This is a genomic window from Streptomyces sp. NBC_00078, from assembly GCF_026343335.1.
GTDB lineage: Bacteria > Actinomycetota > Actinomycetes > Streptomycetales > Streptomycetaceae > Streptomyces.
This window is the reverse complement of record NZ_JAPELX010000001.1, coordinates 5,118,070-5,134,100: the sequence shown is the minus strand read 5'-3', so window position 1 is coordinate 5,134,100 and position 16,031 is coordinate 5,118,070. Positions and strand designations below refer to the sequence as shown.

Genomic DNA, 16,031 nt, shown 5'->3' with positions numbered 1-16,031 from the left:
AGTTACGGGGCGGGTCCGTGGCTGCAAGTGGGGTCTGATCTGGAGGAACACCGGACGCGAGAAGCGGAGCCCCGGTAGAACTGGCTGGTCCGCCAAGACAAGCCGTTCACAGCACCGGAGGCTCCGCTGTCGGGTCAGTGTGTCATCAGCCGCGAGATCGCGGTAGCCGACGGTCTTTTCGCTCCGGGTCACTTGGGTGAGTTGACGCAGATCGTCCCGTTCGAGATGGTCGACGCCGCCCTGGCTGAGTGCGGGGCCGTCCAGCAGCGATTGCGGAAACTCCCCGCCCGGGTGGTCGTCTACCTCCTCCTGGCCGCTGCTCTGTTCGAGGAGTGCGGCTATCCGGCGGTGTGGGCCAGGCTGACCTCCGCACTGCACTGCCTGCCGGTCCCGAAGGTCACCGCAACGGCACTGTGGCACGCCCGCGCCCGGCTCGGTGTCCGCCCCATGCGGGCCCTGTTCGACCTGCTGCGCGGCCCGGCGAGCGCGATCCGCACCACCGGGGCCCGCTGGGCGGGTCTGCTGGTCGTCGCCGTCGACGGCACCTACCTCGACGTCCCCGACGCTCCCGCCACCCGGGCCCACCTGGGCAAAGGCTCCAACCAGTACGCCACTTCAGGCTATCCCCAGATCTGCCTGGTCACCCTGGTCGCCTGCGGCACCCGGGCCGTGATCGACGCGGTCTTCGGCCCGCGCACCAGCGGCGAGACCACCCATGGCAAGCGCCTGGCCCGCTCCTTGCACGAGGGCATGCTCGTCCTGCTGGACCGCGGCTTGTCCTCCAATGCCTTCCTGACCACGGTCGCGGACACCGGCGCCGCGTTCCTCGCCCGGCTGTCCGCCACCCGCAAACCACCCATCCTGCACCGCTACGAGGACGGCTCGTTCCTGTCCAGGATCGGCCGGCTGGAGGTCCGCGTCATCGAGTGCGAGATCACCATCGCCACCACCGCCGGGCGCACCACCGGTGTCTACCGGCTGGCCACCACCCTGCTCGACCACCGCCGCTACCCGGCATTCGAGCTGGTCAAGCAGTATCACGAGCGGTGGGAAGTGGAGTCCGCCTTCTTCGCGATCAAGAAGTCCATCCTCGGGCGCCGGGTCCTGCGCGCCCGGACCATGTCCGGTATCGCCCAGGAGGTCTACGCCCTGCTGACCGCCTACCAGCTGATCAGGATTGCCATCGCCGACGCCACCGCGACCCTCCCCCACGCGGACCCCGACCGGGCCAGCTTCAGCATCGCCCTCCACACCGCCCGCGACCAGGTCGTCCAAGCCGCAGGCATCATCGCCGACACCACCATCGACCTCGTCGGAACCATCGGACGAGCCGTCCTGAACCACCCGATGACAGCCCGCCGCCTGCGCGTCAGCCCCCGCGCCGTCAAGCGACCACTGTCCCGATACGCGTACAAGAGCCTGCGAGTGGACCGACGCACCTACAAGGCCACCATCAGCATCGACATCCTGTTGACAGGGCCCATCAGCCCATAACTTCACGGCCTTGCTCTTTAGCCCGAGGGACAACGACCCCGACGACCCACCCGCCGCAGCCGTCATCCGCTGACGTTGCCGTCAAAGGGCGTGAGAGCCCCGCCGATTTCACATCGGCAGGAATCTGGACTCCGCCACCATCCGGGCAGAACTGGGCCGTTTCGCGGACCAGGCGCGGACCCGCCAGGCCACGCCGGGCCAGCGGAACCTCGTCGAAACCGCGGCAGCCGCCGCGCACCGCCAGCGCCCGCCGTGGGCAGTGCGGCGCTGACGCAATCAGTGACGAGTGAGGCGTCCGGGTCACCCAGGTGCGTGATGACATAGTCGCGGACCGCGCCACGCAGCCGGTCAGCGTCCCGCGCCGATCCGTTGAGCAGCCACTGCATCCGGTCGACGGTCGCATGCCCGGCACGTTTCGTAAAAACGTCAAGCCGTTCTTCACGCACTTCTGGCAAACCGGCCCGGCTCACCGGCGTGAAGGCAGCCGAAGTACATCAAACCGGAACAACGCCGGGGCCGCACGTCAGCGGGGCCACAGAGTGATGCTCTGAGCGCGGTGATCGGAAAGGCCATGCGGGTCGAGCAGGTCGTAGCGTGACACGGCGACGTTCGAGGTCGTGAAGAGCCAATCGAGCCGCCAGATAGGATTCCCGGCCGGCCAGGAGGCCGGATAGAGCGACGAGAGCGCGCGTGACTGGTCGACAAACCGATCGGGGATCATCGACCTGATTCCCATCGAGGGCGATGTGTTCAGGTCGCCGCCCAGAACGATCCGGTTGGGGTTCCGCGCGACGTCCGTCTGGATAGCCCGGAGACTGGCACGCCGCATCTCGTAGTTTAGCCGGTCGACCTGGAACATACTTCCTTCGGGGCTGTTCTGGAGTCGGAGAATCCGCTGCGGCGGCTGGAACAGATGAGAGTTGTAGAAAGATACGACCTTGCCATTCACTTGAATATCGGTTCGCTGTGTCTGCGACGTGTAGAAAAGCGGCCGGTCCCGCAACCCCGACGGGACGGCTTTGAGGTCGTCTGGCAGCCACTTGCTCGTGTCCAGCCAGCTGTGACCCACGACTGGGAGGCGGGACAATGTGATGTTGCGTCCCTCGATCACGATCTGATAGCCGGGAAACTCCTTTCGCAGTCGGTCCACCTGGTTGATGGAGCGAGCCTGCGCCCAGAGAGCGCGCGTCATGTCCACATGCGCGTATTCCTGCAGCATGTAGACATCGGCGTTAAGACCACGAAGAAACGCGTAGAAGTCGTCGGTGGTGTGAGGACCGCCGGGTTGAAGATCCTGGTCCCAATACTGAGTGTTCCAGGTGACCAACTTTATCGCGTTGGGCGGTGCCGACGGAGGGGTGTACCAAAGGGAGCTGAAATTGAGCCCGGAGTAACTCATGCCGAGCAGTAGGGCGAGCACCGGCGCGGCGGTGAGGCGCCACCGCACGCGCGGTGCCAGCTGTGCCACGGCTATCAGCGCCAGCGGAACGAGAGCGAAGGCCAGCGGCGGAACGAGGTCGAAGGGGCCCCACCAGTAGAACCGGTTACTGAGAAGGTGGTGCAGCGCGACGAAGATCAGCCACGAGGTGCAGGCGAAGATCGCGAGGCGTACACGCCAGCGCCCGAGCCAGCCGGCCGGCGCCGCCTGGTCCGACTGTTGTCCCTGGATAACGGAAGAGAGGCGTATGCGCCAGCGCCGGAGTCGACTGGTCGGCGCCGCCTGGTCCGACTTCTCACCTTCGACGGTGGATGTTTCGACGTTCGTAGTCTCGCTCACAGATTCACACTTCTCCCAGGCGGTTGGTGCTATCAGACTGCAGAGTTTCGCACCGAGACCTTGCCTCGGTCTTGGGGTCATCGCCAAGACCGGCGCAATCACCGGCCGGTAAGGTCCGTCCTGGCCTTGCGAATGAGCCGATGGAGTCGGCGACTTGTCACGCCCGGTCGACGCCACGGTAGATGACAAGTTCTCTTCGACGGTTGCCTCCGTGTGCGGTGCTTTTTTAACGAAAGGGACGTGAAATGAACATTGTCGTCACCGGCGCGGCCGGAATGCTCGGCACTGCCCTGCTGACTCGTCCTTGGCCCGGCGTCGAGTGGACGGGCGTCGATATCCGCCCCCTTGTATCCCGTGCCCGTGATCGTGCCGAGTATGTCCAGGCGGATGTCCGAGACACCGTGGCGCTGATCAAGGCATTTCGCGGCGCCGACGTCATTGTCCATTCAGCCGCCGCCCTGCCGAGCCACCGCGCCAGCGACATCCGGTCGGTCGACGTGGACGGCACCGCCGCGGTCGTGGCGGCTGCCCGACGCGTCGGCGTTCAGCGACTCGTGCACATATCGTCGACTGCTGTCTACGGCCTGCCCCGCCACTGCCCCACACCCGAGGACTATCCGTGTGAGCCGGTGGATACGTATTCCGCCGCCAAGCTCGCCGCGGAAAAGGTCGTATTGCGCGCGCGGAAGCAGGGCCTCTGCGCCCCGATACTGCGACCCAAGACGTTTCTCGGCCCGGAACGGCTGGGGCTGTTTGCGATGTTGTTCGAATGGGCCGACGAGGGGCGCAACTTCCCCCTGCTGGGTGGCGGCTACGCCGCCGCGCAGATGCTGGACGTCGACGACCTCTGCGATGCAATCCGGCAGACATGCGAGGGGACGGACGGAGCCGTGAACGACACCTTCAACATCGGCGCCGCCGAGTTCACGTCGCTCCGCGATGACTTCCAGGCGGTGCTCGACGCCGCAGGGCACGGACGGCGGGTTGTCACCGTTCCGGTCGGGCCGGCGGTCGTGATGCTGCGAGCCCTCGCAGCCCTGCGTCTCTCCCCGGTGTACAGGCGGCTGGTGCACAAGCTGACCCGTGATTCCTACGTGTCGATAGACAAGGCACGTGAACGGCTGGGCTTCGCTCCCCAACTCAGCAACGAACAGTCGCTGTTGCGGACGTACGAGTGGTGGCAGAGCACGGGCCACGCGCGGCGGGGCGCCAGCGGCCGGACGCACCGCGACCCGTGGCGCCAGGGGGCCTTGCACATCGCCAAAGCGTTGTTCTGACCAACCGTCACGAAATGGGAGGCGCTCATGGTTCACTACGTGGATCCAGACAGGCTCGCGCTCGATGCCGTGGAAGGACCGATCGCTGCCGGACGGGCGAGACCATTACGGGCCTACGTGGCGCTCTTGCGGCCCCGCCACTGGATCAAGAGCGTCCTGGTGCTGGTGGTGCCGATAACAGCCGGGCCGCGGGCGGCGATCCCGCACCTCGCCACGATCGGCCTGACCCTGCTGGCCTTCCTTTCCGCCTCCTCTGCCGTGTACGTCCTGAATGACCTCCGTGACTGTGAAGCCGATCGGCTGCACCCGGTCAAGCGGCTGCGGCCGCTCGCGAGTGGCCGCGTGAGTGTCCGAGGTGCCCTGGCCGTGCTCACCGCGCTACTGCTCGCCACGGTCGGACTGCTCATAGCGGTCCCTCCCCTGGGGGCACTGGTCCTCGGGGGCTACGTCGTCATGAACATCTGGTACACCCTGGCCCTCAAACACCAACCGCTCGTCGACGTCTCAGTGGTTGCCGCCGGCTTCGTCCTGCGGGTGCTGGCCGGAGCGCTTGCTGCCGGTCTGACTATCCAGCCGCTTCTGCTCATTTGTGTCTACTGCGCTTCTGTGGCGCTGTCGTTGGGAAAACGCCGACACGAACTGGCCGGCTTGAAGGTGACCGGGGAGAAGCACAGACCGGCGCTGTCGGCGTACACAGTGCCATTCCTGGATCACATGGTGGTCTTGAATCTCGTCGCGGCCCTGATTTGCTACGTGGCCACGATGTGGCAGCTGAATGCGCCGTACGGAAAGGTGGGAGCTGCGCTCAGCTTCCCGTTCGCGGCGTTCCATGTCACCCGCTACCTGCAGATGCTCATCGTGGAACGGTCCGGAGGCGACCCGGTCGAGGACCTCATGCGCGACCGGCAGATGCGACTCAACCTCGGCCTGTGGACTGCGGTCCTGGCCTCGACCTTCCTGGCGAGCTCCCTGTGACCTATGACGTCTGCATCGCGGTCAACTACTACGCGCCTTACGTGAGCGGCCTGACCGAGGCCGCTCGGATCGTCGCCGAGGGACTCGCCGCCCGTGGTTGGCAGGTCGCCGTCGTCGCCACCTGTCACGATCCGGCACTGCCGTTGCGCGAGCGCTTAGACGGCGTGGACGTCTATCGGTGCCCGGTTGTCGCCACGATCGGTCGTGGCCTGGTCAGCCCCTCGTTCGCCAGTACGGTACGTCGACTGAGCAGACGGTCGCGTGTGCTGCACCTGCACCTGCCGATGCTGGAGGCTGGGCTCATCACGGGGCTGCGGCTGAAGGTCCCCGTTGTATCGACCTATCACATCGACCTCTGGCTTCCGCCCGGCCTGGTGGCCCGAGCCGCGACAGCAGCGGTGAGTGTCTCCTCGGCGATCACGCTGCGCCGGTCCGCGGCCGTCGTGGTCAACAGCGACGACCAGGCCGAGCACTCCCGGATGTGGCCGTCGCTGCGCGATGCGAGGCGTTTCCCGATAGCGGCTCCATGCCTGGACCGGCGAGGAGGGTCACCGGGGTACCGGCAGACGTCCGGGCCGCACATCGGTTTCCTCGGTCGTATCGTGCCCGACAAGGGGTTGCCCTACCTCCTTGCCGCGTTCCGCGAGATCACCGACCCTAACGCCCGGCTGCTCATAGGTGGCGACTACCTGACCGTGGCGGGAGGCAGTGTCATAGACGAGATCCGCCAGGCCGCCCAGCGTGACCCGCGCATCAGCATCCTGGGCCTGCTGCGGGGACAGGAGATCGCTGACTTCTACGCGTCAATCGACGTCTTCGCGCTGCCTTCGATCGCGGAGTCGTTCGGGATCGCCCAGGCCGAAGCGATGATGTGTGGCGTCCCCTCGGTCACGACCGATCTGCCGGGAGGACGTTACCCCGTGACCGCCACCGGCCTGGGCGCGGTCGTCCCGCCTCGTGACCCGGTGGCGCTGCGCGACGCTCTCCTGGAGACGCTCGGATGGGATGCGTCCGTGCGAAAGCGCGGGGCCGAACGCGCCAGAGACCTGTTCGGCCTGGAGAGCTGCCTTGATCGATACGCTGCCGTTCTGAAGGGAGTGCAGGCATGAGCACCGCATCCGGGCGAGGACCCCGGATCACCAAGGCGGTCATCCCGGCGGCCGGCCTCGGCACCCGCTTCCTACCCGCCACGAAGGCTACCCCCAAGGAAATGCTGCCGGTGGTCGACAAGCCCGCGATCCAGTACGTCATCGAGGAGGCCGTCACAGCGGGCCTGTCTGACGTCCTCATGATCACCGGACGGAACAAGCGCTCTCTCGAGGACCACTTCGACCGCAATTACGAGCTGGAGGAGGTCCTGCGCCGGAAGGGCGACGCCGCCAGGCTCGACGAGGTGCGGGCTTCGAGTGAGCTGGCCGACATCCACTACGTCCGCCAGGGCGACCCCAAGGGGCTGGGCCACGCCGTGCTGTGCGCGGAGGAGCACGTGGGTGGCCAGCCCTTCGCGGTGCTCCTCGGCGACGACATGGTCGACCCGCGCGACCCGTTGCTCAGCAGCATGATCGAGGTGCAGCACCGCCACGGCGGCAGTGTCATAGCACTGATGGAGGTCGACCCCTCCCAGATCCACCTCTATGGCAGCGTTGCGGCCGCCCCGAGCGATGACGACCATGTCGTCACCGTCAGTGGCCTGGTGGAGAAGCCCGAACGGGCAGACGCCCCCAGCAACCTCGCGATCATCGGCCGCTACATACTGGACCCGGGAATCTTCGAGGTGCTGCGCAAGGCCGAACCCGGCCGCGGCGGCGAGATCCAGCTCACCGACGCCTTGCAGGCCTTGGCTGCTGACCCGTCTCTGGGCGGCCCCGTACACGGTGTCGTCTTCGACGGCCGCCGCTACGACACCGGTGACCGCGCCGACTATCTGCGTGCCACCGTCCGCCTCGCGTCCGAGCGCGAGGACCTGGGACCGGACTTCAGGGCCTGGCTGCGCAGCTATGTTCAGCAGGAGATGCCATGAAGAGAGCGAACCGCTCCGGGACCAAGTGACGCATCGCCGCCGCCCCGCCCCCGCGGGCTCAGACGTCCGGCTTCGAGTGGAGGACCGCGGTGGCCCACGGCCTACGGCGACACGGATGACTTCCGCTGTGAACTGCGTGCCCCAAAAGTCAAGGCCGTGAAGTTACGGGCTGATTGGTGGTGTCAAGATGTTGATGCTGAGGGTGGCTGCGTAGGTGCGTCGGTCGGCTTTGATACGTGTATCGGGACGGACGCCGTTTCACTGCGCGGAGGCTGATGCGGAGGCCGCGGGCTGGCATGAGCTGTTCCAGGACGGCTCGGCCGATCGTTCCGACGGGGCCGATCACAGTGTCGGCGATGATGCCCGCGGCTTGGACGATCTGATCGCGGGCGCATCGGAGCGCGACGCTGAAACTGCACCGGTCCGGGTCCGCCCCGGCGTGGTCCCGGTGGAGAAGCCCGGTCAAGCAGGACGATCATTCCGGCGTGTAAGGAACGCGTCAGCCGCTTGCCGTGGACGGTCTCGCCGCTGGACCGGGGCCTGATTGTGTCGGTGGAAAGCAGCAATGCCTGACGGTGAGTTGAGTGAACCCTTGATCCTGAGCGACTGCAGAAGTATCCAGTGAGTTTCAGCAACAACGCCGAGTAGTTGAGCCGTTGCGGGGCTGGACCTCACCCACAGCGCCGCCAGTCGAGGCGGACCCAACTCGGCCCGCCTCGACAGCCCACCAGACACCAGACCCGGTGCTGGAGAAGCCCCTGCGGCTGTTCAGCACTCCTGGGCGAACAGCCGCAGGAGATCGTTCATCTGGTAGAGGCCCGGGGCGATGCTCTCCAGGAGCTGGGCGTCGACAAGCCGCTCCAGGAACAGTTCAGCGCGCGTTCTGGACTCGGAAAGCAGTTGCGCGGCGTCCGAGAGGGTGACCACCGGCCGGCCGTACCCACTGAGTAGCTTGAAAGCCTGTGCTGCGGCACGCATGGCCGGGTCGGCGTTTTCAGTGAGTCGCTGGTAGGAGCCGGATAAGCTGGCTCGCATTCCCATGCCTTCGATCTCGAGGTTGTCGAGTCGCCGAGCCTCGTCGGCCAGGCGGGAGTGCAGCTCGGCGAGGGGCCAACTCGGCCGGGCTGCGAGGCGGGCTGCCGCAGTGGTCACGGCGAGTGGCAGGCATTGGCACAGCTTTACGATCGCGACGGCCGCGGTGGGTTCCGCGGCGACCCGCTCCGCGCCCGTCAGCTGGCCGAAGAGAGCGACAGCCTCGTCCACCGCGAGTGGCCTGACGGGCAATTGGCCGACCCCACCCAAGGCGGCCAGCGGCTGCCTGCTCGTCACGATCACACCGCAGCCGGCCCCGTTCAACAGCAACGGCTTTATCTGGTCCGAGTCGGAGGCGTTGTCGAGTACCAGGAGCATCTTCCGCCCAGCCACCACAGAGCGAAGTTGGGCGGCCGCCTCATCAGCCTGCACGGTCGGCGGCGGCGACTCCGCGCCGAGTGTACGGAACAAGCGGGCCAGCGCCTCTGACGGGCTGAGCGGTGGCACTCCGGTGCTGCTCCCGCCGAGCTCCAGATAAACCTGGCCCTCGGGATAGTGGTGGAGGAGTTGATGTGCGGCGTGGATCGCTAGAGTCGACTTACCGACGCCGGCGGCTCCGTGGATACTCACCAGCGGCGCCGCTGCCTGCGGTCTCGGTGTGGTGAGCGCATCCCGGATCCAGGTTAATTCGTCAGTTCGGCCCACAAAGTGAGCCACGTTGCTGGGCAGTTGTCGGGGCAGCGGCGCGGAACTGATGGTGATGCCTTGGTGATGGGTGTCGAGCTCGCCACGTAACACGGCCATATGCAGATCATGCAGATGCGGGCCGGGCTCATGCCCCAGTTGCTCGGCGATCTGCCGACGCACGGTGGCGTAACATTGCAGCGCCTCCGAGGTGCGCCCGAGCGCGCACAGCGCACGCATATACCACTCCGCCAGCGGTTCAGCGAGCGGATAGGAATCCAGGACCTTGGCCAGTCGGTCGGCGACGGCCTGGGCGTTGCCTAATCGCAGCTCGTCAGCGGCCCATGCACTCGCGACGCCTATGAACTGTGATTCGGCGTTCCGGCGTATCGTGCTGGCCCAGTAACCCATCAGATTCGCCAGTGGCTGCCCACGCCAGAGGGCCATCGCCTCACGCAGGGCGAGCACGCGGCGCTCTCCGTGTGCGGCGTGCGCGCCTTCCGCGAGGGAGCCGATACGGTGCAAGTCCACGTCCTGTCGGTCGATCTGCAGGATGTAACCTTGCGCACCCTTGGTAAGGGCCACCGGTCTTGCTGCTGGGTCTTCGGTTCGTGCTGCCTCGGTCAGGAACTTCCGCAGCCGGGTTATATGGGAGTAGAGGGCACTGTGCGGCGCGTCGGGTGTGTCCTGACCCCAGACCCGGTTGGTCAGGACGTCGATGGAAACGGGGTTACCCGCGTCGACCGCCAACGCCGCAAGCACTAAACGCCGTTGTTGCGGCCCCACATCCAGCGAACGACCAGCTGCTTCAACATCCATCAATCCAAGCAGTCTAATTTTCATCAGTCTCCCCCTAAATGCAACTGAACTGGTGGCGCTCCCAATGCGGTGCTGCGTCCTGCTGGAAATGGAAGAAGCGGCCAGGATTATGCGGCCGCGAGGCCCGTGCGGTAACGCCGCCGGAAACGCGGGTCGACGAGGTAGCGCAGCGCCCCGGTCAAGCCGCCTGCCGAGACGGCGAGGCCGTAGAGGTAGTTCAGAGCTGTTGTCACCAGGACCACGCGCCAGCCGGCGGCACGTCGGACGTAGCTGAGCAGCGGGAGGTTCACCCAGAGGAACCAGGCGAGACCGGCTGCGGGAAAGACCGCAAACGCAGGCGTGAAAAACGGCAGTAACACGGTCGCCGTGGTGAGAGTGATCGCGAAGATCTCGGGCGGCCGGTGCAGCGCCTCCCGCTCAGGCTTTAGATCGCGCTGCAGGAAGATCAAGGGCATCAGCGACACGGCGCGTCCGAAGCGCTTGCGGAGCACCGAGGACATCCGGTCGTCGTCGTCGTGGTAACCAACGACATCGAGCGCACGGGCCACCGGGAAGTGCTCGGCGATCCGCAGGCCGTACTCGTGGTCCTCGTTGGCCCACTGTCCCGTGAGCCGTTCATCGAAGCCGCCGAGCTCGTCGACGACCCGGCGGCGGATCGCCCCGACCGCGAAGTGCCCCGTGAGCACGGGGCGGGGTTGGATCTGACGAAAGTGGCCATGTAGGACCTGCACTTGCTCGACGACGCCGTCGTTCACAAGCGGCCGGTCGCCGTAGACACCCCATACCGCGCCGCACGCAGGCTTCTCCTCGAAGGCACGGACGGCATTTGCCACGGCGTCCGGCGCCAGCGCGACATCGGAATCGAGGAAGAACAGGACATCGCCGTGGCTGGCGGCGATGCCGCGGTTCCGCGCGATTCCCGCCCCGGAGTTCTCGGCCAGCCGGACAACGGTGCACTCATACGCGTCGGCCATCGAAGCTGTCTCGTCGGTGCTGGAGTCGTCCACGACGATCAGTTCAATAGGTGAGTATGTTTGCGTAAACACGGACTCCAAGCACAGCGCGATGGTCTTCGTGCTGTTGTAGCAGGGGACGATCACTGACACGAGTGCGCGTTCAGACCCAGTCACGTTCGCTCCACGGGAATGAGGCAGATGCCTCTACTGTAAGGGCAACTTGATGACATTTCTGAGGGCTCGCCGATGGCCGGCTGTGCGCCAGATTATATGTGGCGGATGTGTCTATGGAATTTCAAATGCCTGCCCGGGTCACGGTCCATGTGAAGTATCGACTTGGAACGCAACATCCAGAACGTACCGATGGCCCACATAGCGGGTCTCAGTGAGCTCGATAGGGCGATCGTCCTGGTCCAGTATGAGGCGCGTTTCGATGAGGAGGGGGGTGCCGGCGGAGACCTCCAGCAGCTGGGACTCGAGGTCTCCGGCGACGTCTGCTTCAATGGACGAATAGCCACGCCGTGGATACCTCCCTAGTTCGATCAAGGACTCGTGCAGCGAGTGAGTGGTCACGTCCACCTGCAGGAGCGCAGTGAGATCTCCTGGGAAGACCGCCCTTTCCAGCGCGACGGGGACATCGTCCGCCAGGCGGACACGCGTGATGGCTACCGCGTCCGACGATTTGGGGAGCTGTAGCCGATGAACCTCATTCGAATTCGCCTTCCGCACCTCGGAGAGGATGAGCCTCGATGAAGGAACGCGTCCTCGTCGACGCATCTCTTCACTGAAACGGGCGAAGTTATCCGCCCGACGTCGAGTGGGCGGTTCCGCGACGAACGTCCCTCGACCGGACACTCGGTAGACCAGGCGTTCTGTTACTAGATTCTGCAGAGCAGCGCGTGCAGTCATCCGACTGACCCCGAATTCAGCACATAATTCGGTTTCCGAAGGCAGCGGGTCGTGCGCTCGCTGGTGTTCGATACGCTCACGAAGGGTTTGCTCGATTTGGTAGTACTTGGGGGCAAAGTTCCCGCCCATTGCACCCCTTCCTGGAGATAATCAGCCATCTAGCTGTCTAGTCAACTAGTTCAATTGGTAACGTTCTTGGCGTTTGGCCTCATAGCGGGCCAGGCCGACCCTCGGCCCAGTGTGGCCTGCCCCACTTGCCATGTGAGGTGCGATATGACAAGGCAACCTTGCCAGGCGGCGAACTTGCTCAGCTGTATAGACAACCCGCGAGTCGCTCTCCTGCGGTGGCGGCAAGCACTGCCCCCGTCCTCAGCGAGCATGACGTGAAGACGTCTACGGGGTTCGCTCCGGGGCGCCACGCTGGAAGCCGTACGTCTCATGCGGGCCACCGGCTCTGAGCGAGTGCGGGTCAAGGCCGTTAGCGGCGTGCGCACGCTCGACGTACTGTTCAGCATGTTCGAAGCCGGTTCCGTGAGGTTCGGCGCCACCGCCACCATGCTCGACGACCTCTCCGCCCGCCGGTCCTGAGGCCCTTGGTGTGCGCCGGTGGTTGTCCCGCCGGCCGTCCGGCTCGGCGATGGCGTCGCCTTGGCGCCCCGCCTGGCGGGCCAGGGCACCCTCGGGATCGGTGGCAGCGGCCTCAGTCCTCCGCCCGGCCAGGCTCCGTTGCCGGGTACCGCCAGGCCGCTCGTAGACGGTCTGTCAGGGCCCGTACCGCTTCAACGGATCAGTCCAGGGTGCCCCGGTGTGGGCGCGCTGAACAGCAGCCCGTTGGCCATCGTCCGGTGCTCGGACCACTGCACTGCCGCGGCGAGTCGGCCGTCGGCGGGCAACCACGGAGCGATCAGCTGCCACTGAGCATCGGTCAGCTCACGTCGCCGGAGCAGGCCCGGCGTGTGCGCGGCCCATGGTTTGACCCACCACGTCCTAGACCGCGCTCGTACTCAGGTTGAACTCGTAGACATCGGTTGGTCGATCACGGGGGTTCGTCGATTAGGCCGGTCTCCACGAGGCAGCCGTCGAGCAAGTGGGGGCGGAACTGGATCTTCTTCAGCCTGCGCTTCACCATCCGGACGAGACCGCCGAGGTCGGTGGCGACGAAGTTCACGATGGACCGCTTGAGGAGCGACCACACGCCCTCGGCCGGACTCAACTCGGGTGCATACGAATTTGGAACACCCGCAGCGACTCGTCGTGCTCATCGAGGAACTCCGATCATCTGCGGACACAGGTGCACGTTCAGGATGCCCAGCGCCACACCAGCGGAGCGCCCAGTTGCTGGTGAGCCGCAATCATCAGGTCGCGGTGCTCGTGCCAGGCGAAGCTCTTGGGCCCGCCCTTGCGGCCGTGGTAGACGTACAGCCGGTAGAAGAAGCGCGACCTCGTCCCGGGCCGGAAGCAGACCACGCCGGCCACATTGGCCCGGTCCCATCGCCCTCCAAACCGACCCGCCGCTCAGCTCGGTCAAGCAGCCACCGTAAGAGATGGGCCAGGAGATGGCCCGTCTGTTGATGGCCCGCATCAGCGGTGAACCGGTGCCGCAGGCGGTCGTCATCTTCCAGCTTCACCTGGTAGTACGCGAGTCGTCCTGACCCCGCGTGCGCACTGGCACGTGTATGCACGGGGCCAGGTTCCTGTCGGTGTTGAAGGCTGAGCTGCTGTGGGCGGAGACGTTCAGCGGGCTACGGACGGCCACTTGTCAGCAAGCATGCGGGCGGCGGCTCCCTGAAGGGGCTGCGTCCTAGTCGACGAAAGGTCAAAACCGTATCAGTGCGTCGACTGTTCAGCTCCGACTCGCGGTTCAGCCTCGGAGCGCGACGGGACAAGGACTCGCCAAGAACCGCTGCTCTACAGTCAGTTCCATGATCCAGTCGAACTGTACGGCTCGATGAAACGTGGCGGACACTCAGGATCTCCAGGTTGGCGGCTCCCGTCCGATCGGAGTGCTCCAGCGGGCGTTGACGGCTGTGTTACTCGTGGGCATGACAATAGCAGTGGTGCTGTTCGTGCGCGGCCAGGACTGGTCCGTCCTGGCCACCACTATGCGCAGTCGGCCGCCAGGGTCCTTTGCGATGTGGGTCGGGCTGGCGCTGCTCGCGAACGCTGTCGCGGTGCTGGCGGCTCTGCTCGCCTGGTGGTCGATGCTGTCAGCCGCCAGCTCGGATATCGCGCCCACGGCTGAAGGCGGTGGGCTCACAGCGGTGGGTGCCTCCCGGATATTTTTCGTAGGCCAATTCGCCAAGTACGTGCCCGGTAAGGTCTTCGGCTTCGTACTGAGCGTGAAGATGGGGCAGGCGATGGGAATACCGCCTGCCCGGACGGCCACAGCGTGGCTGCTGACGCTGGTGATCGGGCTGTTGACCGCAGCCTCGGCCGGGCTGGTGGCCGGGCCCCAGGTGCTCGGCGGATCGCAGGTCTGGCTGGTGGCGGCCTCGGCCGTGCCGCTGGCGGTGCTCCTGGTGCGACCTCAATTCGTCAACGAGGCCGCCACCGTGGTGGCCCGGCTGCGTAGGCGCCCCCCGCCTTCGGTGACTTTGCCGGCAGGGGTCATTCGCCGCAACGTGCTGGTGCAGACGCTTTCCTGGCTGTTCGGCGGAATTCAGCTGTGGTGCCTGGCCATAGCGCTGGGCGCCGCACCGGCCCGTTCGTTGCCACTGTGCGTCGGCGCGTTCGCCCTGGGTGCGGCCGCCGGTGTCTTCGCGGTTTTCACACCCGATGGGCTGGGCGTGCGCGAGGTGATCTTGCTGAGCGCACTCGGCGCGGTCCTTCCGCTACCGGCGGCGAGTGTGGTGGCGGTCATCAGTCGACTGGTCGTGGCGATGAGCGAACTCATCACCGGTGGCGTGGGTTTGGCAGTGACTGAGGTGCTGCGGCGAAGGGCGAGCCCCAGGGCGGCGCATTCCTTCAGGCAGCACGAAGTGGGGACAAGGTACGGCCAAGCGTCGGATGGCTAGGGTCGCCACCGTTGCATCGCAAGTCGTTGACGGCTGAAGAGATGATCTCGGAGGAGTAATGGCTGAGGCACCGCTGGTTTCGATAGTCATCCCGAACTACAACTATGCCCGGACCCTCGCGGCCTGCATCGAAGCCGCCCAGGGGCAGACGTACCCCGCGATCGAAGTCATCGTGGCGGACGACTGCAGCACCGACGACTCCGTCGCCATCGCGCGTCGCCTGGGTGTGACGGTGCTGGAGAGCCCCGTCAATCGCGGTGTCTCCACGGCTCGCAACCTTGGCGCGGAAGCTGCCGGCGGCGAGGTGCTCTTCTTCGTCGACTCCGATGTCGCCCTGGCGCCCGACGCGGTGGCCAAGGCGGTCGAGTTCCTTGAGACCGATCCAAGCCTCGGTGCCGTCTGTGGCATGTACCAGGCGGAGTCGCTGTTCCCGGACAGTCTCGTCAAGAAGTACCGAGCGATCCAACAGTACGTATGGTTCACCGAGATAGATGGTCCGATCCCGGGCCTGCACTCGGCCCTCTTTGCGATCCGGGCTTCCGTCTTCCGCGAAATCGGCCCGTTCAACGACCAGTTGCGCTGGACCGAGGAGCAGGATTACGGTTTCCGGCTCAATGCGCGCTATGCCGTGTGGGCGACCGCGGCCATCCGCGGCCGTCACGACCACGACGGCACGCTGCGCGTCATGTTAACGAAGGTGTTCCAGCGCACCCGGATCGGCGCCCCCAACTGGGTACGCCTGCGGTCTCTGCCCGGTGGTGCCGGCACAAGCTATCGCGCGCTCGGCAGCGGTTTCGTACTGGCTGCGACACTCAGCCTCCTCGGCGTGCTGCTGTTCGGACCGCTGGCCCTGCTCGCGACGGCCGTCACTCTCGCTGTGGGCATAGCACTCGACTGGCGGACTTACGCGTACGCGTTTCGGCACCATGGGATCCTGTTCGGGCTCCAGTTCACGGTGCTCCACCTGTTGGTGACGCTGACGTCTGCGATCGCCGCCGGTATCGGAATCCTGCAAGGGGTGCTGTTTCCCCGCTCGGTACGTCGCCTCTATGGCGTGAACACCCCCGCATGACC

13 protein-coding genes are annotated in these 16,031 nt (G+C 65.8%); 7 read left to right on the top strand and 6 right to left on the bottom strand.

Features of this window, described 5'->3' with window-relative positions:
- The first annotated feature begins 126 nt into the window (after window positions 1-126).
- Entirely contained in the window at window positions 127-1,494 is a 1,368-nt protein-coding gene (locus OOK07_RS24010; protein WP_323183042.1) for an IS4 family transposase, read from the top strand.
- 523 nt (window positions 1,495-2,017) lie between these two features.
- Here OOK07_RS24010 and OOK07_RS24005 read toward each other — a convergent pair.
- On the bottom strand, window positions 2,018-3,271 hold the full coding sequence (locus OOK07_RS24005; protein ID WP_266798383.1) for an endonuclease/exonuclease/phosphatase family protein: 1,254 nt from the start codon (window positions 3,269-3,271) through the stop codon (window positions 2,018-2,020).
- Between the two features lie 245 nt (window positions 3,272-3,516).
- Between OOK07_RS24005 and OOK07_RS24000 the strand changes: the two genes are divergently transcribed.
- The 4 genes from OOK07_RS24000 to galU are packed head-to-tail and all read left to right on the top strand — an operon-like array spanning window position 3,517 to window position 7,543.
- Complete coding sequence (locus tag OOK07_RS24000; RefSeq protein WP_266798381.1) at window positions 3,517-4,548, top strand: NAD-dependent epimerase/dehydratase family protein; 1,032 nt, start codon at window positions 3,517-3,519, stop codon at window positions 4,546-4,548.
- 27 nt (window positions 4,549-4,575) lie between these two features.
- Window positions 4,576-5,523, top strand: coding sequence for a UbiA prenyltransferase family protein (locus OOK07_RS23995; protein ID WP_266798380.1), 948 nt, complete (start codon window positions 4,576-4,578; stop codon window positions 5,521-5,523).
- Window positions 5,520-6,632 carry a glycosyltransferase family 4 protein gene (locus OOK07_RS23990; RefSeq protein ID WP_266798378.1) on the top strand — a complete coding sequence of 371 codons (1,113 nt, stop codon included), beginning with the start codon at window positions 5,520-5,522 and terminating at the stop codon, window positions 6,630-6,632. Before OOK07_RS23995 ends, OOK07_RS23990 begins: the two co-directional genes overlap by 4 nt.
- Window positions 6,629-7,543 carry a UTP--glucose-1-phosphate uridylyltransferase GalU gene (galU, locus tag OOK07_RS23985; RefSeq protein ID WP_266798377.1) on the top strand — a complete coding sequence of 305 codons (915 nt, stop codon included), beginning with the start codon at window positions 6,629-6,631 and terminating at the stop codon, window positions 7,541-7,543. Before OOK07_RS23990 ends, galU begins: the two co-directional genes overlap by 4 nt.
- A gap of 768 nt (window positions 7,544-8,311) precedes the next feature.
- Here galU and OOK07_RS23980 read toward each other — a convergent pair.
- From OOK07_RS23980 to OOK07_RS23965, 5 genes are all read right to left on the bottom strand, one after another.
- The gene (locus OOK07_RS23980; RefSeq protein ID WP_266798376.1) at window positions 8,312-10,102 is read right to left on the bottom strand and encodes an AfsR/SARP family transcriptional regulator; all 1,791 of its coding nucleotides are present in this window, start codon (window positions 10,100-10,102) and stop codon (window positions 8,312-8,314) included.
- An 83-nt stretch (window positions 10,103-10,185) separates the two neighbouring features.
- Window positions 10,186-11,184: a glycosyltransferase family 2 protein gene (locus OOK07_RS23975; RefSeq protein ID WP_266798374.1), complete on the bottom strand. Its 999-nt coding sequence runs from the start codon at window positions 11,182-11,184 to the stop codon at window positions 10,186-10,188.
- A gap of 162 nt (window positions 11,185-11,346) precedes the next feature.
- Entirely contained in the window at window positions 11,347-12,072 is a 726-nt protein-coding gene (locus OOK07_RS43485) for a GntR family transcriptional regulator (RefSeq protein WP_353963542.1), read from the bottom strand.
- A gap of 907 nt (window positions 12,073-12,979) precedes the next feature.
- Complete coding sequence (locus OOK07_RS23970) at window positions 12,980-13,156, bottom strand: hypothetical protein (RefSeq protein ID WP_266798372.1); 177 nt, start codon at window positions 13,154-13,156, stop codon at window positions 12,980-12,982.
- An 86-nt stretch (window positions 13,157-13,242) separates the two neighbouring features.
- Window positions 13,243-13,410 carry a hypothetical protein gene (locus OOK07_RS23965; RefSeq protein ID WP_266798371.1) on the bottom strand — a complete coding sequence of 56 codons (168 nt, stop codon included), beginning with the start codon at window positions 13,408-13,410 and terminating at the stop codon, window positions 13,243-13,245.
- A 590-nt stretch (window positions 13,411-14,000) separates the two neighbouring features.
- Between OOK07_RS23965 and OOK07_RS23960 the strand changes: the two genes are divergently transcribed.
- A complete protein-coding gene (locus tag OOK07_RS23960) occupies window positions 14,001-14,957 on the top strand; it encodes a hypothetical protein (protein WP_323182983.1) in 957 nt (318 codons plus the stop codon).
- Window positions 14,958-15,015: 58 nt separating this feature from the next.
- Window positions 15,016-16,029, top strand: coding sequence for a glycosyltransferase family 2 protein (locus tag OOK07_RS23955; protein WP_266798369.1), 1,014 nt, complete (start codon window positions 15,016-15,018; stop codon window positions 16,027-16,029).
- Window positions 16,030-16,031 lie beyond the last annotated feature (2 nt).